This window comes from Cesiribacter sp. SM1 (genome assembly GCF_020178975.1).
Classification (GTDB): domain Bacteria; phylum Bacteroidota; class Bacteroidia; order Cytophagales; family Cyclobacteriaceae; genus Cesiribacter.
On the sequence record NZ_JAHXBU010000044.1, the window covers coordinates 161,063 to 186,405 of the forward strand.

Annotated in this window: 29 protein-coding genes; 18 read left to right on the forward strand and 11 right to left on the reverse strand. The window is 45.6% G+C overall.

What is annotated here, in order from left to right:
* Positions 1 to 127 precede the first annotated feature (127 nt).
* Entirely contained in the window at positions 128 to 997 is an 870-nt protein-coding gene (locus KWJ01_RS08955) for an endonuclease/exonuclease/phosphatase family protein (protein ID WP_224996092.1), read from the reverse strand.
* Between the two features lie 356 nt (positions 998 to 1,353).
* On the opposite strand from KWJ01_RS08955, the gene KWJ01_RS28290 reads away from it, so the two are divergent.
* The 11 genes from KWJ01_RS28290 to KWJ01_RS09015 all read left to right on the forward strand — a co-directional run bounded on the left by KWJ01_RS28290 (position 1,354) and on the right by KWJ01_RS09015 (position 12,558).
* Positions 1,354 to 2,232 (forward strand): SRPBCC family protein, encoded by an 879-nt coding sequence (locus tag KWJ01_RS28290; protein ID WP_370634690.1) that lies wholly within the window; start codon positions 1,354 to 1,356, stop codon positions 2,230 to 2,232.
* Between the two features lie 288 nt (positions 2,233 to 2,520).
* Positions 2,521 to 2,802, forward strand: coding sequence for a hypothetical protein (locus KWJ01_RS08970; RefSeq protein WP_224996093.1), 282 nt, complete (start codon positions 2,521 to 2,523; stop codon positions 2,800 to 2,802).
* A 401-nt stretch (positions 2,803 to 3,203) separates the two neighbouring features.
* Positions 3,204 to 3,932 (forward strand): fasciclin domain-containing protein, encoded by a 729-nt coding sequence (locus KWJ01_RS08975; protein ID WP_224996094.1) that lies wholly within the window; start codon positions 3,204 to 3,206, stop codon positions 3,930 to 3,932.
* 267 nt (positions 3,933 to 4,199) lie between these two features.
* Positions 4,200 to 5,027 carry a CPBP family intramembrane glutamic endopeptidase gene (locus KWJ01_RS08980; protein WP_224996095.1) on the forward strand — a complete coding sequence of 276 codons (828 nt, stop codon included), beginning with the start codon at positions 4,200 to 4,202 and terminating at the stop codon, positions 5,025 to 5,027.
* A gap of 142 nt (positions 5,028 to 5,169) precedes the next feature.
* Positions 5,170 to 5,802 (forward strand): fibrobacter succinogenes major paralogous domain-containing protein, encoded by a 633-nt coding sequence (locus KWJ01_RS08985; protein ID WP_224996096.1) that lies wholly within the window; start codon positions 5,170 to 5,172, stop codon positions 5,800 to 5,802.
* Between the two features lie 389 nt (positions 5,803 to 6,191).
* Positions 6,192 to 6,620 carry a hypothetical protein gene (locus KWJ01_RS08990; protein WP_224996097.1) on the forward strand — a complete coding sequence of 143 codons (429 nt, stop codon included), beginning with the start codon at positions 6,192 to 6,194 and terminating at the stop codon, positions 6,618 to 6,620.
* A 333-nt stretch (positions 6,621 to 6,953) separates the two neighbouring features.
* Complete coding sequence (locus KWJ01_RS08995) at positions 6,954 to 8,390, forward strand: S41 family peptidase (protein WP_224996098.1); 1,437 nt, start codon at positions 6,954 to 6,956, stop codon at positions 8,388 to 8,390.
* A gap of 71 nt (positions 8,391 to 8,461) precedes the next feature.
* A complete protein-coding gene (locus tag KWJ01_RS09000) occupies positions 8,462 to 9,376 on the forward strand; it encodes a pirin family protein (protein ID WP_224996099.1) in 915 nt (304 codons plus the stop codon).
* A gap of 442 nt (positions 9,377 to 9,818) precedes the next feature.
* Positions 9,819 to 10,358, forward strand: a complete 540-nt coding sequence (locus KWJ01_RS09005; RefSeq protein WP_224996100.1) for a pyridoxamine 5'-phosphate oxidase family protein — start codon at positions 9,819 to 9,821, stop codon at positions 10,356 to 10,358.
* Between the two features lie 147 nt (positions 10,359 to 10,505).
* The gene (locus tag KWJ01_RS09010; protein WP_224996101.1) at positions 10,506 to 11,183 is read left to right on the forward strand and encodes a hypothetical protein; all 678 of its coding nucleotides are present in this window, start codon (positions 10,506 to 10,508) and stop codon (positions 11,181 to 11,183) included.
* A gap of 244 nt (positions 11,184 to 11,427) precedes the next feature.
* Positions 11,428 to 12,558: a hypothetical protein gene (locus KWJ01_RS09015; protein WP_224996102.1), complete on the forward strand. Its 1,131-nt coding sequence runs from the start codon at positions 11,428 to 11,430 to the stop codon at positions 12,556 to 12,558.
* 186 nt (positions 12,559 to 12,744) lie between these two features.
* Here KWJ01_RS09015 and KWJ01_RS09020 read toward each other — a convergent pair whose 3' ends face one another.
* The 4 genes from KWJ01_RS09020 to KWJ01_RS09035 all read right to left on the reverse strand — a co-directional run bounded on the left by KWJ01_RS09020 (position 12,745) and on the right by KWJ01_RS09035 (position 15,738).
* On the reverse strand, positions 12,745 to 13,608 hold the full coding sequence (locus KWJ01_RS09020) for a sugar phosphate isomerase/epimerase (RefSeq protein ID WP_224996103.1): 864 nt from the start codon (positions 13,606 to 13,608) through the stop codon (positions 12,745 to 12,747).
* Between the two features lie 111 nt (positions 13,609 to 13,719).
* Positions 13,720 to 14,658, reverse strand: coding sequence for a DUF6807 family protein (locus tag KWJ01_RS09025; protein ID WP_224996104.1), 939 nt, complete (start codon positions 14,656 to 14,658; stop codon positions 13,720 to 13,722).
* A 32-nt stretch (positions 14,659 to 14,690) separates the two neighbouring features.
* Positions 14,691 to 15,446, reverse strand: a complete 756-nt coding sequence (locus tag KWJ01_RS09030; RefSeq protein ID WP_224996105.1) for a hypothetical protein — start codon at positions 15,444 to 15,446, stop codon at positions 14,691 to 14,693.
* A gap of 115 nt (positions 15,447 to 15,561) precedes the next feature.
* A complete protein-coding gene (locus tag KWJ01_RS09035; protein WP_224996106.1) occupies positions 15,562 to 15,738 on the reverse strand; it encodes a hypothetical protein in 177 nt (58 codons plus the stop codon).
* A gap of 444 nt (positions 15,739 to 16,182) precedes the next feature.
* Between KWJ01_RS09035 and KWJ01_RS09040 the strand changes: the two genes are divergently transcribed.
* From KWJ01_RS09040 to KWJ01_RS09050, 3 genes are all read left to right on the forward strand, one after another.
* The gene (locus KWJ01_RS09040) at positions 16,183 to 16,425 is read left to right on the forward strand and encodes a LytTR family DNA-binding domain-containing protein (RefSeq protein ID WP_224996107.1); all 243 of its coding nucleotides are present in this window, start codon (positions 16,183 to 16,185) and stop codon (positions 16,423 to 16,425) included.
* Between the two features lie 129 nt (positions 16,426 to 16,554).
* Complete coding sequence (locus KWJ01_RS09045; RefSeq protein ID WP_224996108.1) at positions 16,555 to 17,637, forward strand: type I restriction endonuclease; 1,083 nt, start codon at positions 16,555 to 16,557, stop codon at positions 17,635 to 17,637.
* Between the two features lie 281 nt (positions 17,638 to 17,918).
* A complete protein-coding gene (locus tag KWJ01_RS09050; RefSeq protein ID WP_224996109.1) occupies positions 17,919 to 18,560 on the forward strand; it encodes a hypothetical protein in 642 nt (213 codons plus the stop codon).
* A 488-nt stretch (positions 18,561 to 19,048) separates the two neighbouring features.
* Here KWJ01_RS09050 and KWJ01_RS09055 read toward each other — a convergent pair whose 3' ends face one another.
* From KWJ01_RS09055 to KWJ01_RS09075, 5 genes are all read right to left on the reverse strand, one after another.
* Positions 19,049 to 19,231 (reverse strand): hypothetical protein, encoded by a 183-nt coding sequence (locus tag KWJ01_RS09055; RefSeq protein ID WP_224996110.1) that lies wholly within the window; start codon positions 19,229 to 19,231, stop codon positions 19,049 to 19,051.
* Positions 19,232 to 19,316: 85 nt separating this feature from the next.
* On the reverse strand, positions 19,317 to 19,607 hold the full coding sequence (locus KWJ01_RS09060; protein WP_224996111.1) for a type II toxin-antitoxin system RelE/ParE family toxin: 291 nt from the start codon (positions 19,605 to 19,607) through the stop codon (positions 19,317 to 19,319).
* A gap of 1 nt (position 19,608) precedes the next feature.
* Positions 19,609 to 19,830, reverse strand: coding sequence for a hypothetical protein (locus KWJ01_RS09065; protein WP_224996112.1), 222 nt, complete (start codon positions 19,828 to 19,830; stop codon positions 19,609 to 19,611).
* A gap of 62 nt (positions 19,831 to 19,892) precedes the next feature.
* A complete protein-coding gene (locus KWJ01_RS09070; RefSeq protein WP_224996113.1) occupies positions 19,893 to 20,147 on the reverse strand; it encodes a Txe/YoeB family addiction module toxin in 255 nt (84 codons plus the stop codon).
* Positions 20,144 to 20,395, reverse strand: coding sequence for a type II toxin-antitoxin system Phd/YefM family antitoxin (locus KWJ01_RS09075; protein ID WP_224996114.1), 252 nt, complete (start codon positions 20,393 to 20,395; stop codon positions 20,144 to 20,146). Before KWJ01_RS09075 ends, KWJ01_RS09070 begins: the two co-directional genes overlap by 4 nt.
* A 524-nt stretch (positions 20,396 to 20,919) precedes the next feature.
* Between KWJ01_RS09075 and KWJ01_RS09080 the strand changes: the two genes are divergently transcribed.
* Genes KWJ01_RS09080 through KWJ01_RS09090 form a run of 3 tightly spaced genes read left to right on the forward strand, consistent with a single transcriptional unit; the run spans position 20,920 to position 23,363 of the window.
* Positions 20,920 to 22,326 carry a serine hydrolase gene (locus tag KWJ01_RS09080; protein ID WP_224996115.1) on the forward strand — a complete coding sequence of 469 codons (1,407 nt, stop codon included), beginning with the start codon at positions 20,920 to 20,922 and terminating at the stop codon, positions 22,324 to 22,326.
* Positions 22,307 to 22,831 (forward strand): RNA polymerase sigma factor, encoded by a 525-nt coding sequence (locus KWJ01_RS09085; protein WP_224996116.1) that lies wholly within the window; start codon positions 22,307 to 22,309, stop codon positions 22,829 to 22,831. The genes KWJ01_RS09080 and KWJ01_RS09085 overlap by 20 nt, the downstream gene beginning before the upstream one ends.
* Complete coding sequence (locus KWJ01_RS09090; RefSeq protein ID WP_224996117.1) at positions 22,812 to 23,363, forward strand: hypothetical protein; 552 nt, start codon at positions 22,812 to 22,814, stop codon at positions 23,361 to 23,363. The genes KWJ01_RS09085 and KWJ01_RS09090 overlap by 20 nt, the downstream gene beginning before the upstream one ends.
* A gap of 330 nt (positions 23,364 to 23,693) precedes the next feature.
* Here KWJ01_RS09090 and KWJ01_RS28130 read toward each other — a convergent pair whose 3' ends face one another.
* Positions 23,694 to 23,813, reverse strand: coding sequence for a Txe/YoeB family addiction module toxin (locus KWJ01_RS28130; protein WP_304502768.1), 120 nt, complete (start codon positions 23,811 to 23,813; stop codon positions 23,694 to 23,696).
* Positions 23,814 to 24,198: 385 nt separating this feature from the next.
* On the opposite strand from KWJ01_RS28130, the gene KWJ01_RS09100 reads away from it, so the two are divergent.
* On the forward strand, positions 24,199 to 25,020 hold the full coding sequence (locus KWJ01_RS09100; RefSeq protein WP_224996118.1) for a DUF4013 domain-containing protein: 822 nt from the start codon (positions 24,199 to 24,201) through the stop codon (positions 25,018 to 25,020).
* Positions 25,021 to 25,343 lie beyond the last annotated feature (323 nt).

A 25,343-nucleotide genomic window follows, 5' to 3' on the forward strand; every position in this document is an offset into this window, starting at 1 on the left:
GAAGCTACATTTGTGTTTTTGTAAGGTAATGATCTTGAGTTGTTTATGGGTTAATATGTTGCCTGATCATGCAGGCTTTGTATGGAAGCTGGCGAGCGCAAGCCCATGCTGTTCCTGAAAATACTTTTTAATCCTTTAGTTCTGGCGTAACCACAGCAATTACCGGCAAATGGTCGGAGGGGTATTTTCCGTTTTGTGCATCTGTTAGCGTAGCGTGCTGAAGCACAGAAAAATGCTTTGAAACGAAAATATAGTCTATCTTTTTTCCCAGTTCGTTTTGTACGTCAAAGGTGCTAAAGGTGCCGGATGGGCCGTAGTGCCCGCTTTCAGATATGGTTTCGGTATCAAGCAGCTCACCGCTTTTGATAAGGTTAGCGTAGGCCTGGCTATCCTGGGTAGTATTAAAATCACCGGTTAAGATAAAGGGGCTGTTGCCGGCAATTTCCCTGATCTTGTTTGTAAGCAGCGTAGCACTGTTTTCGCGGGCCTTTACTCCTACATGATCGAAATGGGTGTTATAGTGATAAAATACACCACCCGTTTGCTTGTGCTTTAATTTTACCCAGCTGCAGATGCGAACAATGGCGGCATCCCATCCTTTGCTGGGCTGGTTGGGTTGCGGCGATAACCAGAAGGTTCCACTGTCCTGAACCTGGAACTTATCTTTATTATAAAATACAGCCGAAAATTCACCGCTTTCCTTGCCGTCGTCCCTGCCCACGCCATACCATGCATACTGTGGTAAAGCTTCTGCCAGCTGCTTTACCTGCTGGGGCAGTGCTTCCTGTACGCCCAGTAAATCTGGCTGGTGATAGCGGATCAGGCCAGTTACCCGCTCTTTCCGGTGGGGCCACTGGTCTTCTTTGTCAGCGGGGGTATCCAGGCGAATGTTGTAAGACATAACACGCAGTGGTGCAGCTGCCTGCTGGGCGGTGGCATAGGTGCTGCAGAAGATTACAAAGAAGGCCAGCAATACTAAATTCTGAAATGTTACCATGACTGATGATAAAAAAGCGTGCTCTAAAAAATGACACTAGATTTCTTTAAAATGATACTTTCCTGCCAGAGCTGAAAGCAAAACAAAAATTAAACAATGATTACCCAATCCTGTGAGCATCTACACAAAAGAGAGAGAAGCCCGGCAGTTTTTGAGTGCTTTTTTAGTGGGGCCAGGCATCAGGCCAACAGGAGACCACCCGCTGGCTTGCCACACAACAGCACCCTGCCAACAGCAAAACAAGGATGTCGCATACAGCCCTTTCTTTGCCGTTTTTGCACCCCATAGCTACAAAATTTTCATTTTAGATTTGCCTGTAGATATTTATATTAACACAACCTTAATCTTGATACCCCATGGAAACTGTAGCAAAAAAAGCCCTTACGGTAGCAGCAACTATCAATGCGCCTGTAGACAATGTATGGAGGCTCTGGACTGGTCCTCATCATATCATTCACTGGAACAATGCCTCCGGCGACTGGCACACCAGCAGGGCAGAAAATGATCTTCGGCCGGGCGGCAAATTCCTCTCCAGGATGGAAGCCAGGGACGGTAGCTTTGGCTTCGACTTCGAGGGAACTTACGATGCTGTAGTACCCCGGCAGCTAATCTCCTACAGCATGCCTGATGGAAGAAAAGTCAAAATTGTGTTTGAAGAAAAGGAGGATCGGACTACCGTAACAGAAACCTTTGATGCAGATACCGCTCATCCCGCAGAAATGCAGCAGGCTGGCTGGCAGGCTATCCTCGATAACTTCAAAAAGTATGTAGAGGAGTCTGCTGAAATGGAACAGCTGCATTTTGAGATCCTGATCGATGCCCCGGCTGAAAAAGTGTACAACACCATGTTAGACCAGGAACATTATACAGCCTGGACAGCGGTATTTAATCCCGATTCACATTATGAGGGATCCTGGGAAAAGGGCTCTAAAATTCTATTTATAGGTGCCGGCGAGAATGGGGAGCAGGGAGGAATGGTAAGCCGTATAAAAGAAAACATCCCTCATAAGTATGTGTCGATAGAGCACCTGGGGCTTTATCAGAACGGCAGGGAAATTACAACTGGTAAAGAGGTGGAAAACTGGGCAGGATCTTTGGAGAACTACAGCTTTGAGAACCGGAATGGCAGTACGCTTTTATCAGTAGATATGGATGCCAATCAGGAATTCAGGGAGATGTTTTCAGCACTGTGGCCCAAGGCACTGGAGAAACTAAAAGCGCTTTGCGAAGCCTGATTGGCTTTAGAGCCCTTTTTAACTTTAGCCTGAAAATAACACTTCCCAAAGGGGGCTTATTTTTTAAATCCCGGGCTTTTAATTTAAATGAAGTGCTGCCCTTGCAGGGGTACACATTCTGGCAGTAGTCCTGGCCTTGAGAGCAATTCAAAGATCTGTGCTGACAGAGATAGTAGACGCTGCTGTTTTTGCTGTAAATCAACTAAATGCACTGTTAACACGTAAACGGACCATCAGTCAGCCATCTTTTGCTATCTGATTACATGTCGAATCTTTAAATTTAAAGTCATGGATGCAGCAAAGTTAGATCAGTTGAATTCTATTAAATCTTCCCTGGAAGATTTACATAACAGCCAGGTAGCGCTGGTTCAGAAAGTGGCCCAACTTGAAGTGAACCTGATGAACACACCAGATAAAGAAGTGGAAACAGGCCTGCTTGAGGTTTATTCTAATGCTTCTGATAATGAGGATCTCATCAAGAACATGCTGGATAAATTTAACAGCAGGGTTGAAAAAGCCAACAAGGAGTTTACGCCTGCCCCAGAAGAGGAAGGGGCTGGAGAAGAATAAATAATCAAGTTTTATAGGAGGGACTGGTTTGCCAACAGCCACAGGTGAAAAATTCCTTTGGTTGTTTGATGAACCAGTCCTTTTTTGTTGTATAAAAATGGATATCAATAGGTGCTATGCGGGGTGGGGTATAGTCAGGGTGAACAGGCAATCTTAAACAAGGAACAGCTGATGGATTATGCTGTAAGATGCACTATACTATACAACATACACCTGCAATTTTAACGTATTTCAGAAAGTATTCTGTTAGGCACAGAAAACGATCATCACGAAAAATGCAGTATTGACTAAGAATAGGGACTTTTTACGCCATGAAACCTGTTTTGTAACCCTTTTTCTTTTAACAAGTATAATATAGTGGGATTATTCCAATTTTTTAAAATTAATTAAACAGGAAAACTATGAAAAAGAGATATTTAAAATTTTTTGCAGCATCAGCGGTATTATCCGCAGCAATGTTTGGTTGCACCAGTTCAGGAGAAGTAAGTGATAATACAGGTTTGGAACCTACCCAGGTGGTAGTAACTGAAACAGAAGTGGCTTCTGGTACCACACCAGATGGTTCAACAGTAGTAGTAACTGATACAGATGTAGTTGCAGATACTACCATTATGACTACAGCCAGGGATAACATGGCCAATACACAGTTGGAGTATGACGATATGTTTGATGATGTGGCTGATACAGAACAGTATGATGTTCTTTCTCTGGCAAGAACAAACCCTAATCTATCCACTTTTGTGGAACTTGTAGAACTATCAGGTTTAGCCACTTCCCTTAAGATGGCAGATCCGGTTACTTTGTTTATTCCAACAAATGCAGCATTTAACCAACTGTCGCAGGAACGTCTGGCAGAATTAGTAGCCCCACAGAACAGAACGGAACTGATGGAATTTGTAAACATGCACATTCTGCCACAGGAAACATCTTCCGCATCTTTCAATGATAATTCGTTTATAGACAGAGGAGAGGAAGAAGACATTCCTGTAAATATTGAAATGAATGGTACCGTTGTGTATGTTGGTGGCGCGCAGATTGTAAAATCAGATGTTGAAGCCTCTAACGGTGTGATTCACGTATTGAATGGTGTTATCGAAACTACTGATGCAGCCGGAGCTGATATTGACTAATAGTAGTATGTATTCATCTCCTGATGAATACACCAATGTCCGGCATTAAAGGATATCACCAATCAAAAAACCAGTCCCTGATAATTAGGGACTGGTTTTTTTTGTTATTGTAAACATCAGCACCTTTAAAGATAGCTTAACCGTTAATTTATAAATTTCTTATTATCAGTTTCTTGCAGAAAGCTTATATTTTTCGTCTGATAGTTAGACCCATGTTTATAAAATGTGTGGCAAACTTCAGATATTAGTCCCGAATATCCGGAAAAAATGAAAAACCTGAATACAGTTGCTGTCTGGGGTCTGGGCTTTCTGTGCCTTAACCTGTACGTGAACGGACTTCCCCGCCTTTTTCAATTCCAGGTGCAGCACTGGTTTGGGTACTGGCTGGGCTTTTTTGTGCTTACTTTCCTTGTGTGCCGCTACCTGCTGAAACTTAAAAACCTAAGGGAGCTTGCCATGCCCCGGAAACAGGGGTGGCTGGGAGAGCTGGGGGTTGGTTTCCTGCTGGGTTTCGCTACCTGGGCATTGAAGTATATTGCCTTCTGGGGCCTTGGAAAGTTCAGTGTTGATGGTTTCACCGCGCCATCCTATTATTTGCCCATGCTGGGGCAGGCGCTGCTGGCTATGTTCTTTGCGGCTATTCTTAACGACGTTAGTATCAGGGGCTACTGCTATGCCTTTTGCCGTAGAGCAGGCCTTATGAGCCTGTTTGTACTGCTGACTACCCTGCTTTATTGCCTCGACGATGCCTGGAATGAAGGCTTCAGTCTTATAAATACCTTGTTTTCTGCAGTTCTGGGCCTGAGCCTTGCCTATGCAGTTTATAAAACAGGCGCAATATGGTTATGTACCGGCATCCACTGGGGAGGTAACATAGTGTACCGGCTGCTTTATGGCTTTAGTGGTACGGGCATCTTAAAGCTGGAAGAGGTACAGACCGGGGTGCTTTACGAATGGCTAAGCCTGTTTATAACTGCCCTGCTGTTTCCGCTCCTGTACCTGCTGTTGAGGAACAGGCGAGATCCTGATTGTATGGAGGAGGCGCCAGCTGAAAACGCCCGGACCTTAACCGCCAGCCGGACCCATCTGGTTTAAGCTGAAAAGCAATAGAGGCCTGAAACAAGATGGTGTAAAAAATTATTCTTCGGTTTTGTAATATTCACTTCGCTCTTGCGTGTATTAGTGGTGGAGTTGTATTTTTCTGCAGGTTTTTCTGTACCCTTCATTTCTATTTTTTATGGCCCACAAGGTAAAACAGCAAGAGCGCATGAGGGCGACTGCCCTTCTACTTTTTAGCTTTGTTTTAGTGTTGTCATCTTCCTGCAAAGAAGAGGATGACCCGCTGCCCACTACTGTGCAGATAGAGGGTGAAAATTACGCCATTGCTAAGATTGGCAAGCACACCTGGACTACCGAAAATTATAAAGGAGCAGGGGGAGTGCCTTATGGTACGGGTGCTGAAAAACCAGAATATGGTAAGTACTATACTTATGCAGAGGCAACAGCAGTAGTGTTGCCAGCAGGCTGGAGAATCCCGACCATTGAAGATTACACCGCACTTGCCGAGAGCCAGGGGGTGGTGTTTACCCTGCAAAGGGCAAATAAGCAGCAGGCAATTAAAAAGCTTGCATCTGTAAACAACTGGCGTTTAGTGCCAGGCAATAATGCATCTGGTTTTAATGCCCAGCCTGCCGGCTATATCTACCAGAACCTGGGTCCTACAGATGGCGATTTGGCAGAATTCTGGGTAGCCGATACCATTACTGCTAGTATACAGGAAAGTTTTGGCGGAACTGCGCACACCATGCTGTTTTATGAAAGCAGCCCGGAAGGCTATCGTTTTAACTTAAGGTTTGTAAAGGATAACTGACTCTTTAAACTGTTAGCGCAATGGTACTGCTAACAACCGGCTCCTGTAATCTGCTCCTGCCGGTTCTGCTAAGCCTGGTTGTGCGGTAACTTCTGTAATTAAGTTTAAAAATATACTACCTGTGGGTGTAGAACGCGAAATAACAGGCAGCGTTGGAGGGGAGGATTTTTGCTGCCTGTTTCTCAGTGATTTAGTTAAAGCTTAATTACAGGTCTGCCGGATGACTTCCCCAAAAGGCTAAATTTTTAGAGCTTCTTTTGCATTACTTCCTGCAGGAAGATTACATGCCTGTGGTCTTGACTACAGGGCCTCCCAGGGCTTTCTGATTGTGGATGCTGCAGAATCTTGTTTATTTCGCACAAAAATTAATCGACCAAAATCATTGGTTTATGATACAGTTTCAGAATGAATTTGTAGTAATTGAATTAGTAAACAATGCCACGGCTATCTCTTTGTGCTGGAAGGGTTTTGTGCCCAGCGCCAAATATAGAGAAGCTTTGGAAAAAGCTATAGAGATAGCCAGAAAGCACAGGATAACAAACTGGATATCAGACATCAGGTTGATGAAAGTATTAGCTGTAAAAGACCAGGAATGGGCAGGTACTGTGTGGTTGCCTAAAGTAGTGTCGGCTGGCTGCTATAAAAAGCAGGCTGTGATTATGCCCGAGGATATTTTTGGAAAAGCATCTGCAAGCAGTCTGCTTACCACTGTGCAAAACCAGCAGATTGAAATTCAGAATTTTACATCGCCCGAGGATGCAAAGCAGTGGCTGGCGCAGCATAGCAACAAGAACGTATCCCAGCTGGTAGCGCAATAGCAGGCATGCCTGCATGGGCTACCGCTGAATGTATATTACCGGAGGTTCCTGAACTTTCATCCGCAGCGAGGATGAAAGTTCAGGAATTTTTGGTTTTTAAGATGCTGTTTTAATTGCACAGACAGGACCAGAGCGATCAGTTTTGCGTACCCTGAAGGTGATCTATTACTGCGTAATAGGTGGCAGCAATTCTATGCTCTGGCCTGTTTAGAAGACTTCTGAAATATTAGAATAAATCAATTTATTCTTGCAGTAATCAAGGCTTATTTTTTATTTTTAACGCTGTGTTCTCTATGCCAACCTTTTCTTCCTTTTAATTTTTTGGGCCTCTCTATGAAATGGATTTTGGTTTTTGCCTTCCTGCTGTTTTCCATCCCTACATTTGCACAAAACAGTGTTTCGGTGCAATCAGGCATTGATCCCCGGCTTTTGAGACAGGATCTGGATCTTCTTTATCAACAACTGCAGCTTAATCACCCCAAGTTGTTTGAAAGCCGCAGCAAGGCAGATGCTGATGAACAGCTGAAACAGATCAGCAGCAGCATCACAAAACCAATGAACCGCTTAGCATTTCATCGTTTGATAGCTCCTTTTGTAAGTGGTTTCAAAGATGGCCATATTTTCATTGACGTTGACTTTGATGGAGAAGACATTAGCCAGTATACCCAGTCAGGCGGCACCTTTTTTCCTTTGGAGGTCGTAATCATCAATAACAGGCTTTATTGTAAAGGAAATCCTTTTGCTAAAGGCGCTCTGCAAAGAGGCGATGAAATTTTAACCATTAACCGGGAGCCGGTGAGGCAGCTGCTCCCCAGGTTAAGAGGACTTATGTCTGCAGACGGAGAGGAAACAGCAAATGCAAGCCTGCAGCGCCTGTTTGGCTATATGCTTTGGCTGGATGGACTGCAGGGTACTGCTACGAGTGTTCAGTACAGAAGGGGCAAAGAAACCCTTCAGGATGAATTAGGAGGTATAAGCAAAGAGGATCTTCTTAAGCTGGTGTTCCCTGCCGGAGGTTTGCAGCGCCAATTACACCTGTACCCGGAAAGCAGCCTGGCAGTAGTGGAGATCAATTCTTATGCTCAGCTTGCAAAATCAAAAGCATTTATTGATTCCTGCTTCCAGCTTATAAAAAGCAAGGGGATCAGAAATGTAGCGCTTGATCTGAGGAAAAATGGGGGAGGCAACTCGGCTATAGGTGACTATTTCCTTGCCCATGTTACCAGCAGGCCCTACAGCACAATTAGCCGTAAAAGCTGGCGCATAGGCCCTTTGCTACAGCAGCTGGATAGCACGCACTGGATGCGTAAGGCAGTAGCCAGCGTGGAGAGGAGCTACAGCAAGGAAGATGATTTTTTACACTCACCTGTTTTTGAGGCACAGCCTGTGGTTGCCATCAGTGATCCCAGCCTGTTCAGTCCTGTTCGCCTGTTCCTGTTTACTTCCGCCCGCACCTATTCTTCGGCACACATGACGGCCCTTGCCGTAAAATGTGGCGGTCTTGGCACCATAATCGGACAGCCCACCGGAGAAAGGCTGGACCTGACGGGGGAGATCCTTGAATACATCCTGCCTCACTCAAAACTTACCCTGGTTATTCCTGTTGCCAGCTATAAAGCTGCTTGTGGAAGGGGGTCTGATGTGGGCGTTCAACCGGATTTCTTAGTTACCCAGCGTCCGGATGATCTGCTGGAAGGCCGTGATCCCGAGCTGGCCTTTTTGACAGATCTGTTAAAGAAGAATAAACAGGAAGGAGCTATTCACAGATAGGGCATAAGTGACCTGCATTTAGTATATTATAACGCGTTGATTTATCTGCCAACACGATTTTTTTAACCCTTATGCTGGACATTGTCATAGAAGCACGAAAAGCATCCATCGGTCCCGGAATGGATGTGCGCAGGATTCTTCCCTTCCGCAAGCGCAGAATGGTGGGCCCTTTTATCTTTATGGATCATGCGGGCCCTGTAGACATCAGGCCCGAACTTGCACCTTCCATGGATGTGCTGCCGCATCCGCACATTGGCTTGTCAACCGTTAGCTACCTGTTTGGTGGCCAGGTAACACATCGCGATACCCTGGGGGTGGAGCAGGTGATTCGTCCCGGGGAGGTAAACTGGATGACTGCCGGCAGGGGCATTGCCCATTCTGAACGCTTCGAAGACCCTGCAGCACTGGCAGGCGGAGCGCTGGAGATGATCCAGACCTGGGTGGCACTTCCGGAACAGGATGAGGAATCAGCACCTTCTTTCGAAAACTATAAACCCGAACAGCTGCCGGTGTATACCGATACTGGTGTGTGGATGCGGCTGATTGCAGGGGATGCTTTTGGTTTGAAAAATGGGGTTAAAACCCACTCACCCCTTTTTTACCTGCATGTGGTGCTGGAAAAGGGAGCACGTTTTGGTCTGCCCCCTGAACATCCCGAACGCGGCTTTTACATAGCCAAAGGAAGTATTGAGCTAAGTGGGCATCGCTATGCTGCAGGACAAATGCTGGTTTTCAATAAAGGTACAGATCCTGTAATACATGCAAAAGAAGCAACGACGCTCATGTTGCTGGGTGGCGAACCTCTGGGTGAACGTTTTATCTGGTGGAATTTTGTATCCTCCCGTAAAGAACGCATCGAGCAGGCCAAGGCAGACTGGAAAGAGGGCAGGATCCTGCTGCCTCCAACCGATAACCAGGAGTTTGTGCCCCTTCCCGAAGATCGCTCGGGACCAGCAGGCAGTTCTTCTCCACAGGCACTTTCATAAAGCAGTTGCTATAGTACCAACAGGCAGAGGGTTTGCTGCTGTGCTGTTACACTGGCCACAGCAACCCTCCTGCGGGTAGCGGTATTTACAGCAGTTGAAACAGCCACCCGCATTACTCCTGATCGTAGCCCCATAAGCGCCGGTCTTGCGCAGATTCCTTGCCTGAATTAAGGATGATATGATTAGCATTGGTAGTACCAAAAAAAAGATGGATGTAGAGATCTGTATCATTTTTTTGATGAGTGTTCGTGGGCATTACAACATAAGACTATTTGATCTCCTGAATGCTAAGTGTTGAAGCTGTTGTTGCGAAATAGTTAAATCTATTCATCAAAGCGCTGCTGCCTAAACATTGATGGAGAATGCTGGTATACCTTTTAAGCTTGTCAGCCTTGCAAAAGGCAGATACAGGGAATGAATTTAAGATTTAAAAAAGCATACCATGAAGAATAGCATTAACCGCCAACAGCCCGAAAAGAACCATGATAATCTGCAGGGCGCTGAAGCCATAAAAAAGATCAGGGAGTTAGCCGGTAAAAACGATACCTGCTTTTTTGGTACCTTTCTGCAAACAGAAGAACGCCTAAGTGTGCGCCCTATGGCGGTGCAGGAGACCGATGAGGAAGGTAACTTCTGGTTCTTAAGCGCCGACGATAGTCATAAAAATGAGGAAATACAGAAGAACCCGCATGTACAGCTGCTCTTTCAGGGATCGGCTCACTCCGATTTTCTGGATGTACAGGGCGTAGCCACCATCTCCAGGGATAAGAAAAGGATTAAAGAGCTTTGGGACCCTATCCTGAAAACCTGGTTTACCGAAGGGGTGGATGATCCCCGCATCACTGTGATTAAGGTAGAAACCAGGGATGGCTATTACTGGGATAACAAGCACGGAAATGCAATTGCTTTTATCAAGATGGCTGCAGGCGCTGCCATGGGCAAAACCCTGGATGATTCCATAGAAGGCCAGGTTACAGTATAGTCTCTTAAGGCTCGTATGTTCTGTGACGACTTTTTTTTACTAATCTTGTAGCAAGAGCCTGGACTTTACTGACCAGGCTTACGCTTTGTCGACTCCCTGATAGTATGAGGCATGGCACATGTAGGGCTATACCACTGCTAAAACACAATGATAAAACCTTTTGCATTTTTAGTGCTCCTTTCAGTGAGTATGCTAAGCTGCCGTGAAAGAGAAAATACAAACGGGCATGCTACCACTACCCAAACCGCTAACGATACCCTTTCCCGGGGAGCAGAAAACCCCGCTGATACTACCGAAGAAACAATGCCAGCCGGAGCCCAAACTCAGAAGCTGCTGGCTCTTACCGCCGATGCTTTACAAATAGTGGATCAGCAGACGGGTTCCACTGCTTTACTCTCCTTTGGCATGCCGCAGGATCAGCTGATTGGCATCGTGAGCAGGGTTTTGCAGGCTCCTGCCAAAGATACAGGCATTAACAGCGAATGTGGCGCAGGTCCTTTGAAAATGGTCAGCTGGCCCAACGGATTAACTCTGGTATTTAAGGAGAAAGAGGCGGAGAGTGCAGCATCAGGCAGTGAGTGGCAGTTTGCAGGCTGGTCTGTTGAGAGCGCTGCAAGAGCCCCGCAACAACTGAGCACCATGGCGGGTGTTGGTGTTGGATCTACCCGGTCAGAAATGGAGAAGGCCTATGTAATAGAAGTGAAGCAGACCAGCCTGGGGTATGAATTTTCAACCGTAGCCGGCCTGTACGGTATTTTTGATGGACCCGGGCAACAGGCAAAGATCACCAACCTCTGGAGCGGGTTGAGCTGTAATTTCAGGTAGGGGTTCGCTACCCTTCTGAAGTTATACCCCCGGAGGCTTGGATTGCTGCAAGGGGAGAAGCCCTGGCACAGCTGCAGAGCGATTTTTTTATTGATTTTTTTTAGTCCAGCCAACCCTTTTTGAAAAATGCTGCTCTTATGGAAAGATGGCCCTATAACTAAAGACATAGCCAGCCATCTGCTGTTTTACCACCATTTAAAACATAATAATTAACCCTGCTACCGCCTTTGTAGGCACCCAACTCATGAACCAGATGCATCTCTTCAAAGCAAGCTTAGTTTTACTTTTTGCGCTTGCAGCACTATTGGTTAGCTGCCAGGACGATTCCAGCGATAAGGACCCACTTGTAGATATTACCCAGGCCAGGTTTCTGGACTTTGCCCTTGAGGAAGTTGCCTATACAGATATTGCAGTTACACACCCGGAGATTAAAAATGGGGCAGAAGAGGCGTGGGGCACCATCACAATCGTTGTTCCCCCCAACAGCAGCCAGCTTGTGCTCACGCCAAAGCTGACGAACTTCAATAATGCCGGGTTCACGCTTGCACCAGCCCTGGGCGTAGCACAGGATTTTTCAGATGGAGCCATTACCTACACCATCAGCTCCCTGGCGGCGCCGGATAAAAAGGTGCACTACCGGGTAAACATCACAGAGGAGTCTGTTGCAGAACCTGCCGAAAGTGCCATAAGCGCTTTCAGGTTTGAGAAAAGCAGGAACCCCCGGTTAGCGGCCGATATTGAGGCTGCCAGAATTGTTGATCCTGTGGCCTCCATGGGTAAAATTTACATTTTCGTGCCCGAGGGTACTGACTTTTCAGGCTTAAACCCAACCATTCAGCACAATGGAACGGGCCTGTATTACACACAGGATGCGGAAAGTGTGCCTGCTAACAGCACAAGCGCTTATCCTGCCGGAGGGCTGCCCATAGACTTTACCTATCCAAAGGTGTTCTATGCCGTGCTGAAAAATGCCAATATTACAAAAACCTATGAAGTGGTGGTGGATGTAAAGAACCCAATTCGCCTGGATAGTGAAAATGTTACCACAGCGGCAGTGGCAAAAGGTGCTGTACGTACAGTTGAGGCAACCTACCTCACCAACCAGGGCAACCATCCTATCAGCCTGTCTTCCATTGGCTACACCAACCAGGCACCGGCGGGCCTCAATGTGATCAGGGCAAGCGTTGCAGTGCCTGCCTTTGGCATAGCACCTGGTGAGCGTGTGCTTGTAAATGCAAGCATCAGTGCCCAGACCTACCCTGCAGGCACGTATCAGACAACAGCAGTACTAAAGCCCCATTTCTTCCGCGAGCTGGATACAGCTACGCTCCTGGAGGCAGCCGAGCTAAGCATTAGTTCTGCAATTACAGACTAAGGATCCGGGATAGATGTACAAGCAACAGATGCAACAGACTGCTGTGGGCTTTTAGCTCATGGCAGTTATTGTATAAAGCCAGGGCACTGGCTAAAAGCCGGCGCCAGGAAGTGCACTCCCTGCTCCAGGAGCGGTACCAAGTATCTTCCAATCCCCTGTGTCGGAACAGGAATAAGTCTATTCTGTTCACTTCCTGTATGCTTCATCAATTTGCTTACGTAGGTACTGCTGTGCTTCAGCCCCCTGTGCAGTTATATTATTCCATCGGCACTCTATCACAATCGGTCCCTGGTAGCCTATGCTTTTCAGAGCACTAAAATATGGCCTGAAATCTTCCCCATGTACGCCCGGGGCTGTTCTGCCTTCCTCTTCGGCTACCTCACAATAAACAAGGTAGCCTTTTGCCTGCCCGATGATGGAAGGGCTCTCATCTTCTTTCAGCATATGATAAATATCCAGGCACAGGCGAAAGTTTTCATGCTCCACGGCCTTTACTACTTCAAGCGCCTCAGCAACAGTATTGATAAAGTTAGCTTCCGTGCTGTTTAGGTTTTCAAGGGCCAGAGTAATGTCATATTCTTTTGCCAGGGCCGCAACTTTTTTAGCCATCGCTACAAACTGAGCTTTGGCGGTGCTGCGGTCAAATCCAGCAGGAACCTGCCTGGAGCCGCCGCTTCCCCAGATGATAAATCTAGATCCGGCAGCATGGGCCCGCTGAAAAACAGTGCTCACATAGGAGAGTACAGCTTTCTCATCTGCCTGTGGCCCTACAACCTTTAGCTTGCCCGGTATAAACAGGTTGCTGCCCAGCAGTGGGGTGCGTAATCTTTTCAGCACTTCAAGATGTTGCCGGTATTCCTGTTCAGGAACAGCGGCCGGGGAGAATATTTTTTGAGTAGATTCAACCAGGTACCGGTATCCCTGTGCATTCAGCAGGCTGTCATTTTCATAGTCCTGCACAATACCAATATCAGGTATCTTTGTTTTTTCCTGGGCTGTGGAAGCGGTAGCTGCCATGCTCATCAGCAAGAGCAATAAAATATTTTTCATGATATGATGTTTCATGCCTGGATGCACAGATGGTAACACAGCTGGCAAAGTTGTTCCACCGCTTTAGGATAGGGGACCTCCGAAATTTTCTGAAAGGCCATTTTTGCTGGATCAGGGTTCTCTGGCAAAAGCTGCATATATTCTTTCTATTTCCTCCCGGCTTATGCCTCCACTATAAACGATAAGCTTATTTTTAAAGCTAAGCGGTTTTTCCAGCAGCATGGGCACTCTTCCGGGAAAAGCCACATTCTGCATGCTGTCTTTTTTCCGTAATATCCATCCCTGGAAGTTTTCCAGATCCCGGGGCTCGCATACTATCACAACACCGGCAGGCTCTTTTGCCTCCGGATTGAAACTGCCTTTAACATCCACCCAGCCACCAGCCTGTACAGCTGTGTTCGCAGGCGTCAGGGCTCCGGTTTTAGAAGTGAAACGAAGGTCATCCGGGGTTTTCAGGCGCACGGAAAATCCTCCATAACCTTTTTCATCTTCTGAGCCGCCAATGCTAAGCTGCTCCTGTAGTGGTACCATCACCACTTCAAAATCAAGCTCATAGTAGGCTGCCGCTGGTTTCCTGTAGGTTATTTTTACCTGCTCCTGTAAGAGGGTGTCCGGTTCAGGATCTTCATCTATGCTTGTGGTGCTTACCCAGTAGACGGTAGCCTCCAGCAGGGCAGTCTCTTTTTCTACCACTGTCAGGGGCTTTTCCACCTCCCAGCTGATGCCCTCGCAGAACCAGGGGTCGCCCACTCTTTTCTCCCCGACATACAGCTGGTGCCACGTCCAGAAGACTCCCCTGTGGTGGGGGTGATCAGCAGGAAAATCTTCTGTAAGGCTGTCGCCGGCCAGGCTATACAAAGGATGTACATAATTGGCCCGGGGGTATTGCCCCTGGAGGCTTTTGGTCATTTTCTGATAAGAAAAAACCGGGCGGTCCTGATCAAACAAAGTAAGGGCACCATCAGCCTCCACGAATTTCAAATGCTGCGCCAGTCCCGCTGCTGGCAGCAAAAGCACAGAAAGTAAAAAGAGTGATAATGCTTTATTCATCGTGGTATGGTTTGTAGCTATAGCAGCCAGCGTTAATGAAAATCGATGTTTTCTCCGGCAGAGGTATACACACGCAGTAAGCCGGCACCGGATTTAACATAGATGCCCTGCACATAGGTAAAGGGGTAGAGCTCGTAAAGTTCGTGCTCTATGCCGGTAAACTGTGGCGATTCCAGGTACAGGTGATAGACTCCCTCGTGTGTAACACCATTGATCGTCAGGCTGGGGAGGTACTCCTGAACAATGCGGTTGGCAAATTTGTGGGCACCGGAGGCAACAATAGTTCTTTCGGGATGCAGGCTGAAGATAAAGGTTCTGACAGGGGTATAACTACTGTAGCTCTGGTTTTGCACCTTTATTGTTTCCGGAAAGCTGTTGCTGTATCCAAGAGAAAACTTCAGTACGTCGTCCACATCTTCCACCCTGTTAAAAGAATTGTTATCTACCGGATCAACATTCTTTGAGTGTACTACCTCCACATTAAGCTCAAAATCCTTGCTGTCGATGTAGGTTTTAAAATACTCTGTTTCTATCGTATAATACTCGCTGCACTCATACTTCAGCAGTTTGCCCCTGAGCTCTTTATCACCCGTTAGTTTACCCTGGACCAGCTCATCATCAGGTCCGTTGTACACCTCGTATTGAACAGGGGAGCTAACTCCGTTGTAGGTAAGCTGGTGGCCTGAAACTATGGGGGGAATAAATTCCTGCAGCTCTCCCTTAAGCGGCAGCTGGCCCATGTCCATATCCTCGCAATCGCCACAGCCCCATAAAGCTAGCAGGGGCATAAGGCAGAGCGCGTATGGTAGCAATGTTTTGGTTATCATAGAGGATAAAGGATAAAGAGAGAGGTGCTTTGTTTGCACACACCTGATCAATATAGCATAATCTGTTCTTAGTTTATTACAAGCGAGCTATAAACTTATCCGGGAAGGAATGCAATTTACTCAATCGCCCCGCGCTTGCAAACAAGCGCCAGCGGAGCACAGAAACAGCAGAAAACCTATCTAAATATTTTTCTTCAGTATATCCAGCAGGCGATTTCGATGTGTTATCAGCAGCAATATTTCCTTGTAGCATAAATAGGGGGCAACAATGCAAAATAGCAGAAGGGTACTCATAAAATAAGGTTCATGAAAAGGAGCACCCTTCGCCAAAATCCCATACCTGACCATTGCTGTTATGAACACCAGAAGGCCAATGCCAGAGGAAAAGGTGAGCATCGGGTAAAATCTAGCACTGTGCTTGGATAAAAGTCTTATACCCTGAACCAGATGATGGAGCAGGAAAAACTGAAACATCATATACACCACAACTGCACCAATAAGCACCTTTCTATCCTGCAGATCCACATCAAAAATAGTGTTGAAAAGTGTATAGGAGATGTACCCATAATAGCCCAGACGAATGATTGCTTCTGCGAATCTGGAATAATGAAACTGGCTTGGGAGTAAGGAAGCAGGGGAGGGTAGCATGCAGGCAGGGCTTTAGATCTTTTATGTAAGATGAGTTTAAATGTTTTTTTTGACAAAGCTACAGCACTTATGTGATGCATCCCAGGAAAAGATCATGGCGCTGATGAGCTTTGCCAAACTGGAGGAACTGCTCCCGCCTAACAGATTTGCGCGCGTCCATAAATCCTACCTGGTAGCCCTGAACAAAATCGATCACATCGAACGCCACCGCATCAAAATCGCCAATAAGTTGATTCCTGTTAGTAATACTTATAAGGAGAGCTTTTCAAGGTTGTTGAAGGGGTTGTTGTAGAGGGCGGGAAATACGTTTGCAAACGTGCGCCAGTAGGAGCTACAAAGATATTCCATCAATATTGTGTGATGAGAAAAAGTTTATATATTGTTTAAACAATAAACACAACAATCATTCCTCTCATCATCTATGGAACTACAATCCCAACTTCAGCAGCTTTCAGAGCGTGTAGCCACACTCAAAGCTCAAATAAAAACCGAAGAAGCAACCAAAACCGCTTTTGTATTACCTTTTATAAATCTACTGGGATATGACATTTTCAATCCTACAGAGGTTGTCCCAGAATTTATAGCGGATTTGGGAATAAAGAAGGGAGAGAAAGTGGATTATGCGATTTTTCAGAATGGAGATCCTATTCTGATCATCGAGTGCAAGCATTGGAACTGTGCTTTGGATGTACATAATTCTCAACTCTTTCGCTACTTCCATGTAACGAAGACACGTTTTGCACTCTTAACCAATGGTGTTGAATTTCGCTTTTACACCGATCTGGAACAACCCAATAAAATGGATGAAAAACCTTTCTTGGAGTTCGATATCACCCAGCTTAAGGATTCTACCATTGCTGAAATAGCTAAATTCCATAAATCAAACTTCAATATCGATAAGATACTTTCAACTGCCAGTAGCCTCAAGTACATTAAAGAAATAAAAAAATTGATCGTTGCTGAACTGCAGGAGCCCAGCAATGACTTTACCCGTTATTTCGCCTCACAGGTGTTTGGCGGCAGGTTTACCGAAAAGGTAATGCTTGAGTTTAAAGACTTGGTACAAAAAAGCTTTGCCCAGCTGGTAAGTGAGCGTGTAAGTGATCGCCTGACCTCCGCGCTGAACAGTGAATCTGGCAAGGATGTTAAAGTAGTAGAAAAAGTTGAAGCAGCCGCAGAAGTGCCACTGGAAGAAGTGGTAAATCCAAATATCAAAACCACGGATGAGGAATTAGAAGCCTACCAGATTGTACGTGCCATTGCCAGAAGAAAGATACCCGTAGCCAGAGTTCATCACCGCGACACCCAATCCTATTTTGGTGTGCTGCTCGATGACAACAATCGCAAACCAATCGTGCGCCTACACCTGAACGGCGGCAAGAAATACATCAGCCTCTTCGGCAAAGACAAAACCGAGATTAAAGAACCACTTGCTGTACTTGAAGATATCTACAACTACGAGCAGCAGATTCTGGATATTTTGGATCACTATGAGAATGGGTGATAATTTCTGTGATTGATTGATGGCTTTGTATATGCGCTTAAGATGATTAATCTTAAGCGCTTTTTTATTGAACTTGTCAGATGATTTTGTGCAAGTCAATATTTGGTTAAAGGCTGGTGCAAGAAGGGCATCAACAAGGCAGAAACTGATGCTTGCGCCAGGGGGCAGGAAAGGAAAAACAGGTAAAGGAAGGATTATTAACTTTCAGGGTGTAAGCTTAGCAAGTTAGTTGGCTGGAATCCTTTACTAACAAGACATATATTTGTGGTATGAGTTATGTAATGAAGAAAATTATATTATTCTTTCCAATGCTGTTGCTTTGCATTGCTGCCAATTCACAGGTTTTTGCTGATTATTTTGAGGGATGTTATTATGATACGAAAGGGCAAAAACATAAAGGGCTTATCAGGTATGATTTTGATTATAAAAGGCAAATCAAGTTTAAAGTTCGTGAATACGAAAAGGTAAAAACTCTAAGCGTTGATAAGATCATTGGATTTGTAATTGAAACAGACTCTTTTTTTGTATTAAAGAAATTCTATCATGAAGATACCAAAGGGAGAGAGCATTATGAAGAAGCACATTTTGTAGAGATGATAGAACCCGGTCCATTAACGCTTGTGATTCATTATACCACGTATGGATATGGAAATTCTGTTTTTGTGGGACCTCCGAATATTCCACACCTAACTATTCGCTTTTTTCCGGAGGAAGAGCTGGAATTATGGGAAAATTTTATATTGGTAGACGCTACCGGAAGAACAACATTAGTTAAGAAAGATCCTAAAAAATTTAAATCATCGATGGTAGCATACTTTAAAGCATATCCGGATATTGTAGATAAGATTGAAAAAGAGGAGTATAAATGGGAAAATATGCCTGAACTGGTCAGAGAGCTTAACATAAAGCTGCTCAGTAATTGAAACTGCAGACCCCTCTAATTTACTATCAAAACCATAGATAAGGATAAAGAAGCATACCAGATTGTTCGTGCGATTGCAAGAAGAAGAATTCCTGTAGCCAGGGTTTATTACCGCGACACCCCCGCTGGCGCAGCTTGCAGCTGGTGCCTCACATTGCAGATCACTTATGCCTGATAGTTTACCGGAGAACCAGGTGGTGCAAATTCTTTGGGGTTCTGCTCATTTAGATGCCAGATTGCTTCGCTACGCTCGCTAATGGGGCAGCAGAAATGAGAAACCTATGGACACATGCAGAGACCTCCTAGGTAATCTGCCGGTCCCGTAGCCTCGTTATATTATAACGAGGCTACGGGACTCACAATCTACAGAGGCCGGCAGTTGTAGCAGGCTTTGGTTATTAAAAAAAGCAGGCCCTTAACAAGCCTGCTTTTCTATGTTCCGGTTCGTGAATCTCCCATCTCAGGTCTCACGTCTCACATCTGATCAAACTACATATTCCGCCTGTACTGCCCGCCCACTTCAAACAGCGCATTGGTGATCTGCCCCAGGGAGCAGTACTTGCTGGCTTCCATGATGCCTTCGAAAACATTTTTGTTCTGGATGGCGCGGAGCTGCAACTGACGGAGCTGTGCTTTGGCTTCGTCTTTATTACGCTGCTGCAGGCTTTGCATGGTTTCAATCTGGACCTTTTTCTCCTCCTATGGGGCTCAGCTTATGTAGTTTGGTTTACAATAAGGCTGCCAAAGCGTAAGAGAATCACCACTTTGGCCTTCTACGGGTATGGTGAACCACATATACTGTGATGATGTGATCTGTTTCCCGAATATCATAAATGATCAGGTAGGGGAATGGAGGCAGTGGCATGGCACGTAACCCTTTGCGTCTCTCCTGATACAGATATGGATTCTTAGCCAATCGGATCAGAGCTCTATCTATCCTATGTAGAAAACGCTTACCCAGTCCCGGCTGTTGCTGCTCATACCATTTGACAGCATCTGCCAGTTCCTGTTCTGCAGCAGAAGTAAATGCGATTTGAAAATCAGCCACTTTATTGCAAACGCTGTTTTACCTCCTGCCAGCTGCTCACACTCATAGAGCCGTTGTTGACCTGCTCTCGGCGCTCTTCGGCTAGCTGAATAGCTTTTTCCAAATCTTCATCTGCTTCGAGCTGATCTGCTTCCATGACAGCCTGAAGAATGGTAAGCATCCGCTCATCTGCCTGGTCAATGTATTGATGTAGTGCTTCTTTTATTTTGTCCTGTGAATTCATAAGAGAAATATACGAAGTAACTCATTCATTAGCCAAGGGATTCCAAATTCACACTGGAGATTTCAATAGTGGTATCTACATCCAGCAATAATCAGCTGATTCCCCTGTACAGTATACACCAATCTGTGTTCACTGTCGATTCTTCTGGACCAGAACCCCTGCAGGTCGTTTTTCAAGCCCTCCGGTTTGCCTATGCCTTCAAAGGGGGTTCTTTGACAGCTTTTGATAAGTTCCTTGATGCGTTTGAGCTTGTTCTTATCTGCCTTTTGCCAGTAGTGATAGTCCTCCCAGGCCAGAGGGGTCCAGGCTAAGATCATTCTTCAAGCAAGCCTTTTTGCTGAAAGTCGCCCTTCTTTACCGCTTCCACAGACGCTCTTAGTCTTTTACCATTGGCGCTAGACAGGAGGTACTGGGTTTCTTTAAGGGCGCTGTATTCTTCCAGTGAAATCAATACAAGATCTTTCTGATCCTTGCGGGTGATGATCAGCTCTTCAGCATCTTCCGCCACCTTATCGAGGCACTGCTTGAGATTCGCCCTTAATTCTGAATAATTTACCACTTTCATACTGCTGGTTTTATACGTACGTAATTACGTACTTTTTATTGTGATTGTCAATCCGAGCTGGATCTTTTTGCTGTTGAACACAGAAGTGGCTTTGATAGCTGGATGTTATAGCTGAATGCAGACGATGATGGTAACCTGTGCCTTTTAGTTTACCAGAGAACCAGGGACTGCAGATCAACCTGCTGCCGCGCATTTAGATGCCGGATTGCTTCGCTACGCTCGCAAAGGGTGCAGCAGAAATATTAAACTTATGGAGATATTCAGAGATATTCAACGTAATCTGCTGTCGCCTGCACCAGCCTGTAGATAATGGGTCCCAGCCTCCTTATGGCATAACGACGTGGTAATTCTTTGCTACTTGTTATTCAAAGATGGGGCTATCCTCAAGGCGTGGGAGGGCGCATAAGCTACGCAACTGCTGCAGCCGTGATGCTATCAGAGACGCAGCTATTTTTTTGAATATATATTTCACAGGCCTGTAAGTTTTTCATCTTTTCCTCAACCTATAGGGAAAACCAAATATCATGAAGAACCTCAAGCCTGTTTCTTATCATCTGCTGCTGTACCTTCTCCTGATGACTGCTGCTGCCAGAGCACAAACTGCCAAAGACATCGATGCTGTCCTGAATAAATATCTAACCATTCAACATCAGAGAATCGGCTTCAATGGTGTGGTGCTGCTTGCCAGGGATTCTGCTATTATTAGCCAGCAGGCAATCGGGTACGCCTCTTATGAATGGAGCTTGCCAATTACAGCAGACGCTAAGTTTAAAATTGCATCCATAACAAAGTCGTTTACCGGCCTGCTCGTGGGGCTGGCACATCAGGAGGGAAAGCTCAGCCTGGACGATCGGCTGGAGCAGTTTTTTCCGGAGCTTAGCCAGCCGCAATGGAAGCAAATCAGCATTCGCCAGCTGCTCTCTCATACATCGGGTGTTCCTCACTGGCAGGGCTTCAGGGATTACTGGACAACAGCCTCTAAGCTTTCGCTTAGCACAGATCAGGTGTTAGCGGAAATTTTTAATATGGAACTGCTCTTTGAACCAGGTACGCAATCTGCTTATTCCAGTCCTGCTTATTTTCTACTGGCCAGTATCCTGGAAAAGGTGTACCAGCAGGATTATGCAACACTTATAGAGCAAAAGATCACTGCTAAACTGTCTCTGGAATCAACCGGTGCCTTCGATCCATTACACATTATACCGGGGATGACGGAAGGGTATCATTTGCTCACCGACGACAGCTTGATCGTTTCGCCATACCGGGATATTTCTGCCATGAAAGGGGGAGGAAACCTTTACTCCAGCGCCGGGGATATGATGCGCTGGATCCGCAGTTTTCACGCAGATAAAGCATGGAACGAAGCCCTGGTAGAGCACATATTCACTCCGCTAAGCGATAAAGGGATAGAGCAGAAGAATAATAGTGCTTATGGCATGGGCTGGTACATCCGCGAGAAAAAAGGCGACCAGCCAAAGGCATATTATTGTGCAGGTGGTACCTTTGGATATTCCAGCCTGGCTGTTATTTATCCCGAAGAACAGACCTATGTTGTGATACTTGCAAATGTTTCTTTTTTGCCCATGGATGAGGTGCTATGGAAGGATATTGAAAAAATTGCTTTCAACAAGGTATTTGAGCTACCGGCCCCATTTACCAAATCCCTACACCTTACGGCAAATGAATTGGAGAAGTTTTCGGGCAGGTATACCGCAGCCAATGGCATGGAGCTACAGATCTTCCTGCACATGGATAAACTTTATGCGAAAGCTGGAAAAAATCCTCCATTCGAAATCTATGCAAAAAACCAGCATGAGTTTTTTGCCAAAAAGATGGAGCTCTCTTTTGCTTTTCAGCTAAATGAGCAGGGAAAGGTTACCTCACTGCGCACCAAAGGGAAAGGGAGGACTGATGAGTTCAGAAAACAATGAAGCATCGGTTGTAGAAGAAAGTTTTCTGCAGGATGTATTTCAGCATCAGGCGCTTATTCATAAAATATGCCGGATGTACAGAGAAACAGCCGAAGACCGGGAAGACTTATTTCAGGAAATCACCTACCAGCTTTGGAAATCCTACCCGAAGTTTCAGGCCAAATCGAAAATTACAAGCTGGATGTATCGCATTGGTCTCAACACAGCGATGGCGAGCTTCAGAAAGCCAAAGCTGCCGCTGCAGTTTACAGCGACAGTGCCAGAAAATGCATCGGTGGGAGAAAGCGATGCCGGGCCATCGCGCGAAGAAGTACTTTTTGCAGCTATCCGAAAGCTGGAGGAGGCTGATAGAGCCCTGGTTGCCCTGTACCTGGAAGAAATGAGCTATGCAGAAATCGCTGATCTGATGGGTATTTCGGAAAACAACGTAGGGGTCCGGTTAAACCGGATCAAGAAAAAATTAAAAGAGCTCTTAACGGAAAAAGATGGAATTAGACGACTTTAAGTCAGATTATAAAAATGCAGGAAATGATGTTTTGGGCAAAGATGCTATTCAGCATTTTATGCGGGGCAGCTATCATCCTGTGTTGAGAAAGATCAGCATACAGCTGATGGTGGAAAGCATGCTCTGGGCTATTTTCCTGGCAGTCTATTACGATTTTTTTGATGGGCACCTTAAGTCGCCCCTGTGGAATATCCTGCTCATTCTTGCCGTACTGCTTATCCTGCTGCACAACCTGCTGGGATTCCAGCTGATCAGGAAGCCGGCATGGGATGAAAATATTATGAGCTCAATGGAGAATTACCTCCGGCAGATCCGTCGGTATGCTTGGATATCCATCATTTCAAGAGTCGTGGCCATAGTTGTAATTATAGGATACTTCGTTTCTTCCATACAGTTAACAGCAGATAAATACTGGGGCCTTTTGCTGTTACTGCCCCTCATTCTTGTTCAGATATATGTGTTGTATCGTGTTTGGGCAAAAAGAATACGGAAAGTAAAAGCGGTGTACCTGCAATTAAAGCGAGAAGGCTAGGGGTAAAGCTGCTGTTAACTTTGAGTAGCCTTGATTTTGGCACTTTTCCCCGCTGGCGCCAGCTTGCAGCTGGTGCCTCACTTTGCCTGATGGAGGTGGATAATTTATGCTTTTTGATTAACCAGCGTACCAGGCACTGCAGATCAACCTGCTGCAGCTCATTTAGATGCCAGATTGCTTCGCTACGCTCGCAAAGGGGGCAGCAGAAAGAATAAAAACTTCTGGAGATATTTAGAGACCTTCAATGAAATGTGCTGGCCCCCGCTGGCGCCAGATTGCAGCTGGTGCCTCATATTGCTTGAAAGCAGCAGAGATGTTATGCATGGAATGTTATATCTGATAATGATACCGGCAGGCGGCAATAATAAACTGATCCTGCTGAACGGTATAAACCAGCCGGTGTTCCCTGTCGATTCTTCTGGACCAGATGCCCTGCAGGTCGTTTTTCAAACCCTCGGGTTTGCCTTTGCCTTAAAAGGGGTTCTAAGACAGCTATTGATAAGTTCGTTGGTGATTTGAACTTGTTTTTATCTGTCTTTTGCCAGTATTGCTAGTCCCCCGCCTGCGTGAGGATGAAGATCAAGGAGCAACTGACGCTGATGCTAATCCCTAACTCACCTCTTTCAACATTCGGTCTGAAATGAATTTTGTAATATCTCTTCTCTGCTAGCCAGGATGGCTCTTTAACCGGAATCGTAAAAAATTATATAGAATGTTATTGATAAATTATATCATTAACGAATCAATATATTATATTTAATTCATTATCAATGCTTTCCACTCCTCTGTAGCTGCCTGTTTTTTCTTATAAGTTGAGATAAAAATTTTTAGAACGATGGCTATACTGGCAAAAGTTGAACATGGGCTGAAGTTATATTTCTATTCTTTCATTTTTCCCTTCACCCAAAAGGACTGCATACAGAAAATGTGGATCTTTGTGATCATGGCCTACCTTCCTGTTATTAACCTGCTACTTTTGCGGGGGTGGCGTTTTGAGTTTGTTCACAGGCTAGGTTGGCATGTAGAAAATCCGCTCCCCAGGGCCAGGGACTTCTTTAAGTTTCTTTCTAATGGCTTATTGCTCTGGATGCTGACATTTGCTTATCTGATGGTGCCACTGGCGCTCATCGCTTTGTTTGGTTTAGGAGGCTGGGGAGAGTTGTACAGGGACCTCGTTTACCTGGTTGAGCTCACATTTGATTTCATCTTCAATACACAGCTTACCTTAGAACTTTATGTGCGATCGTTGTGGGCGTTTATTAAAAATGAATTTATAGAACAGCTGTTGGCCTTTGCCCTGGAAAACATTTACCTGGTCCTTTATGTCCCCATCTATCGGGTAGCCATGATCAGGTTTGCAGTCACAAAAAGGCTATTCCACTCGCATCTTTCTATATTCAAAAACCTGAAGTTTATTTTCAGAAATTTCCTAGACCTAATGCTGGTGTACCTGTTTGTGCTGCTAAATGGTGTTGTTGCTTTCGTGGCTACCCTGCTGCTAAGCATGACAGTGGTACTGGCTCCGGTTATACCGGTTTTTGTTTTCTTTATGTATTACTGGAGCAGCGGCTACGAATACGGACACTTAGCCCGGCTTATGGTAGAGCAGGATGAACTTGCTCCCCAGGCTCATCCTGCATTGTCTGTTGCCCCATAAGCTAAGCCTTACATATTCCTCCTGTACTGCCCCCGCTGGCGCCAGCTTGCAGTTGGTGCCTCATACTGCAGATCACTTATGCCTGTTAGTTTACCGGAGAACCAGGTGGTGCAAATTGTTTGGGGTTCTGCTCATTTAGATGCCAGATTGTTTCGCTACGCTTGCTAATGGGGCAGCAGAAAGGAGGGACCTATGGACACATGCAGAGACCTCCTAGGTAATCTGCCGGCCCCGTAGCTCATTATATTTTAACGAGGCTGGGACTCACAGTCTACAGAGGCCGGTAGTTGTTGCGGGCTTTGGCTATAAAAAAAAATAAATCA

What these genes read in the sequence shown, in the direction of transcription:
- KWJ01_RS08955 (WP_224996092.1), bottom strand. Translation starts at nt 997, where the DNA reads ATGGTAACATTTCAGAATTTAGTATTGCTGGCCTTCTTTGTAATCTTC.
- KWJ01_RS28290 (WP_370634690.1), top strand. Translation starts at nt 1,354, where the DNA reads ATGGAAACTGTAGCAAAAAAAGCCCTTACGGTAGCAGCAACTATCAAT.
- KWJ01_RS08970 (WP_224996093.1), top strand. Translation starts at nt 2,521, where the DNA reads ATGGATGCAGCAAAGTTAGATCAGTTGAATTCTATTAAATCTTCCCTG.
- KWJ01_RS08975 (WP_224996094.1), top strand. Translation starts at nt 3,204, where the DNA reads ATGAAAAAGAGATATTTAAAATTTTTTGCAGCATCAGCGGTATTATCC.
- KWJ01_RS08980 (WP_224996095.1), top strand. Translation starts at nt 4,200, where the DNA reads ATGAAAAACCTGAATACAGTTGCTGTCTGGGGTCTGGGCTTTCTGTGC.
- KWJ01_RS08985 (WP_224996096.1), top strand. Translation starts at nt 5,170, where the DNA reads ATGGCCCACAAGGTAAAACAGCAAGAGCGCATGAGGGCGACTGCCCTT.
- KWJ01_RS08990 (WP_224996097.1), top strand. Translation starts at nt 6,192, where the DNA reads ATGATACAGTTTCAGAATGAATTTGTAGTAATTGAATTAGTAAACAAT.
- KWJ01_RS08995 (WP_224996098.1), top strand. Translation starts at nt 6,954, where the DNA reads ATGAAATGGATTTTGGTTTTTGCCTTCCTGCTGTTTTCCATCCCTACA.
- KWJ01_RS09000 (WP_224996099.1), top strand. Translation starts at nt 8,462, where the DNA reads ATGCTGGACATTGTCATAGAAGCACGAAAAGCATCCATCGGTCCCGGA.
- KWJ01_RS09005 (WP_224996100.1), top strand. Translation starts at nt 9,819, where the DNA reads ATGAAGAATAGCATTAACCGCCAACAGCCCGAAAAGAACCATGATAAT.
- KWJ01_RS09010 (WP_224996101.1), top strand. Translation starts at nt 10,506, where the DNA reads ATGATAAAACCTTTTGCATTTTTAGTGCTCCTTTCAGTGAGTATGCTA.
- KWJ01_RS09015 (WP_224996102.1), top strand. Translation starts at nt 11,428, where the DNA reads ATGAACCAGATGCATCTCTTCAAAGCAAGCTTAGTTTTACTTTTTGCG.
- KWJ01_RS09020 (WP_224996103.1), bottom strand. Translation starts at nt 13,608, where the DNA reads ATGAAAAATATTTTATTGCTCTTGCTGATGAGCATGGCAGCTACCGCT.
- KWJ01_RS09025 (WP_224996104.1), bottom strand. Translation starts at nt 14,658, where the DNA reads ATGAATAAAGCATTATCACTCTTTTTACTTTCTGTGCTTTTGCTGCCA.
- KWJ01_RS09030 (WP_224996105.1), bottom strand. Translation starts at nt 15,446, where the DNA reads ATGCCCCTGCTAGCTTTATGGGGCTGTGGCGATTGCGAGGATATGGAC.
- KWJ01_RS09035 (WP_224996106.1), bottom strand. Translation starts at nt 15,738, where the DNA reads ATGCTACAAGGAAATATTGCTGCTGATAACACATCGAAATCGCCTGCT.
- KWJ01_RS09045 (WP_224996108.1), top strand. Translation starts at nt 16,555, where the DNA reads ATGGAACTACAATCCCAACTTCAGCAGCTTTCAGAGCGTGTAGCCACA.
- KWJ01_RS09050 (WP_224996109.1), top strand. Translation starts at nt 17,919, where the DNA reads ATGAAGAAAATTATATTATTCTTTCCAATGCTGTTGCTTTGCATTGCT.
- KWJ01_RS09055 (WP_224996110.1), bottom strand. Translation starts at nt 19,231, where the DNA reads ATGCAAAGCCTGCAGCAGCGTAATAAAGACGAAGCCAAAGCACAGCTC.
- KWJ01_RS09065 (WP_224996112.1), bottom strand. Translation starts at nt 19,830, where the DNA reads ATGAATTCACAGGACAAAATAAAAGAAGCACTACATCAATACATTGAC.
- KWJ01_RS09070 (WP_224996113.1), bottom strand. Translation starts at nt 20,147, where the DNA reads ATGATCTTAGCCTGGACCCCTCTGGCCTGGGAGGACTATCACTACTGG.
- KWJ01_RS09075 (WP_224996114.1), bottom strand. Translation starts at nt 20,395, where the DNA reads ATGAAAGTGGTAAATTATTCAGAATTAAGGGCGAATCTCAAGCAGTGC.
- KWJ01_RS09080 (WP_224996115.1), top strand. Translation starts at nt 20,920, where the DNA reads ATGAAGAACCTCAAGCCTGTTTCTTATCATCTGCTGCTGTACCTTCTC.
- KWJ01_RS09085 (WP_224996116.1), top strand. Translation starts at nt 22,307, where the DNA reads ATGAGTTCAGAAAACAATGAAGCATCGGTTGTAGAAGAAAGTTTTCTG.
- KWJ01_RS09090 (WP_224996117.1), top strand. Translation starts at nt 22,812, where the DNA reads ATGGAATTAGACGACTTTAAGTCAGATTATAAAAATGCAGGAAATGAT.
- KWJ01_RS09100 (WP_224996118.1), top strand. Translation starts at nt 24,199, where the DNA reads ATGGCTATACTGGCAAAAGTTGAACATGGGCTGAAGTTATATTTCTAT.